2 protein-coding genes are annotated in these 2,167 nt (G+C 62.8%); one reads left to right on the top strand and one right to left on the bottom strand.

The features are described 5' to 3' along the window. The first annotated feature begins 406 nt into the window (after positions 1 to 406). The gene (rsgA, locus tag EN906_RS31810; RefSeq protein WP_164748644.1) at positions 407 to 1,417 is read left to right on the top strand and encodes a ribosome small subunit-dependent GTPase A; all 1,011 of its coding nucleotides are present in this window, start codon (positions 407 to 409) and stop codon (positions 1,415 to 1,417) included. Positions 1,418 to 1,438: 21 nt separating this feature from the next. Here the strand turns inward: rsgA and EN906_RS31815 are convergent, their stop codons facing one another. Further along, positions 1,439 to 1,972: a sterol desaturase family protein gene (locus EN906_RS31815; RefSeq protein ID WP_127266577.1), complete on the bottom strand. Its 534-nt coding sequence runs from the start codon at positions 1,970 to 1,972 to the stop codon at positions 1,439 to 1,441. Positions 1,973 to 2,167 lie beyond the last annotated feature (195 nt).

Genomic DNA, 2,167 nt, shown 5'->3' on the forward strand with positions numbered 1-2,167 from the left:
ATATTCCTGATCCCCTGCCATGATCGGCCCGCCCCCAGTCATGCGGCCGTTGACCGGATGCGACAATCCTGGATGGAACTTATTCAGTCAATTTTCACAGTTACCAATAGAACCCAGAAATATTGCATGCGTCAAATTATTCGTTAACGTTTCAAAGCTGAGGCGGCTCGCCGCCGTTTTTTCCCGCCAAACGCTTTCGGATAGCGCTGTTTCGTCGACTTGATCGTCAGTTCGACGATCGAGGGCCGCAGAAGCTTGCCGCTCGCTCTCGGCTCCGGGCCTGCTTGCCAAATGCCGCCATGCCGCCCATACAGCTGGGCAATCGCCCACCCCGTCCGCGCCTCACCTGCCAGGGATACTCTCCAATGTCCGCGACGCCGTGGTCAAAGCCGTGACGGACCACTCCATGCCATCGCTTGCCGGCCTGGGCTGGACGGATTTTTTTGGCGACCAGCTCGAACCCGGCGACGCCGATCTTATCCCGACGCGGATCGCCACCGTCCACCGCGATCGCCTGACCGGCCTGTCCCAGGCAGGGCCGGTCGATCTGACACTGCCGGCGCAGGCGAACACCGGTGACTATGCGGTCGGCGACTGGGTACTGGTCGATGGGCATGAACACCTTGTGCAGCGCCGCCTGGTCCGCAAGACGGTGCTGGAGCGCCGCACCCAGGGCGGCAGGGTGCCGCAGCTTGCCGCGGCCAATGTCGACACGCTGTTCATCGTCACCTCGTGCAATGCCGACTTCAATCCCGCCCGGCTCGAGCGTTATCTGGCGCTCGCCAATGAGGCCGGAACGACGCCTGTGATCCTGCTGACCAAGGCCGATACCGCTGAAGACGCCGAGACATATGCAAGGCAGGCTGCCGCGTTGCAGCGTGGATTGCCGGTCGTGACGCTGAACCCCCGGACATCGGATGCGGCAACCATCCTGGCTGCCTGGTGCGGTGTCGGCCAGACGGTGGCGCTGATCGGCTCCTCCGGCGTCGGCAAATCGACGCTGGTCAACACGCTGGCCGGATCGGGGCAGCAATCGCCGCAGCAGACCGGAGGCATTCGCGAGCACGATGCCAAGGGACGCCACACCACCACGTCGCGATCGCTGCACGCCATTGCCGGCGGCGGCTGGGTGATCGATACGCCGGGCATGCGGACTTTGCAGGTCAGTGACGTCGCCTCCGGCATCGACACGCTGTTTGCCGAAATCACCGAACTCGCGCCACTGTGCAAGTTCCGCGACTGCACGCATGTGCATGAGCCGGGCTGCGCTGTGCAGGCTGCCTTGAAGGCCGGAACGCTCGATCCGGAGCGCCTTGCCCGCTGGCGAAAACTGTCCGACGAAAACCAGAACAACACGCCGGCTCAGAGCGGACCCCGCGGAGCCAAGTCTCCCGGCGGTCGCGGCAAGAGGCGTTGAACGGCCGAGGCTGAACTGGCTTCAGAGCCGCGCCGTCCCGAAAACGCGATCCCAGAACGCCGACGTCACACCGAAATTGGCCGCTTCGTCGATGTGGTGATGGACCGCGTGGCGACGCTTGAGCGTGTAGAGATAGCTCGGATGCGCGGGATGCCAGTGATGGATCATGTGGTGGATGCTGATGTACCAGAGGTACCCCAGCATCAACCCGCAGCTTACCGCGCTCGCGGTTGCTAAATCCGAGATCATCCATACCGGCAGGAACGCGACCAGCGCATGCACCCCGAGGCTGAGCCAGGTCGGCGTGCCCACCGAACTGCGCTCCTCGACATGGTGACGGTCGTGCAGGTCCTTGATGTAGGGAATGTGGTGAAGAACGAACCTGTGCAGCACATACTCGATCAGCGTCCAGAGGCCGAGACAGGCGAGGACCGTGCCTATCCAGCCCGGCGCACCCTCTTCGCCGGCCTCGAGCAGCCCAGCCACTGCCAGCACGGCGATTACCAGCGGATACACGACGAAGTCGCTGTAGTAGCCAATAAGACCGAGTTGCATCGTCACCTAGCCTTCGAGCCGCCAAATAGGCGATGGTATCAGATTGCCGGACTCGCGGGTGAGGTGCAATGCAGCCGCGCCTGACATAGCGTCGCAATCCCCTGGTGCAAGGTTCGCGTCAACGATTCAAGGACCATCGGCAGGCTGCCAGCTTCGCAAACGGACATACAAAAATGGCAAAACGCAGTGCGGGAT

The organism is Mesorhizobium sp. M7A.F.Ca.CA.004.06.1.1, from assembly GCF_003999135.1.
Classification (GTDB): Bacteria; Pseudomonadota; Alphaproteobacteria; order Rhizobiales; family Rhizobiaceae; genus Mesorhizobium.

Excerpts from the sequence above, each read along its gene's own strand:
- rsgA (WP_164748644.1), top strand. The coding sequence starts at position 407 with ATGCCATCGCTTGCCGGCCTGGGCTGGACGGATTTTTTTGGCGACCAG.
- EN906_RS31815 (WP_127266577.1), bottom strand. The coding sequence starts at position 1,972 with ATGCAACTCGGTCTTATTGGCTACTACAGCGACTTCGTCGTGTATCCG.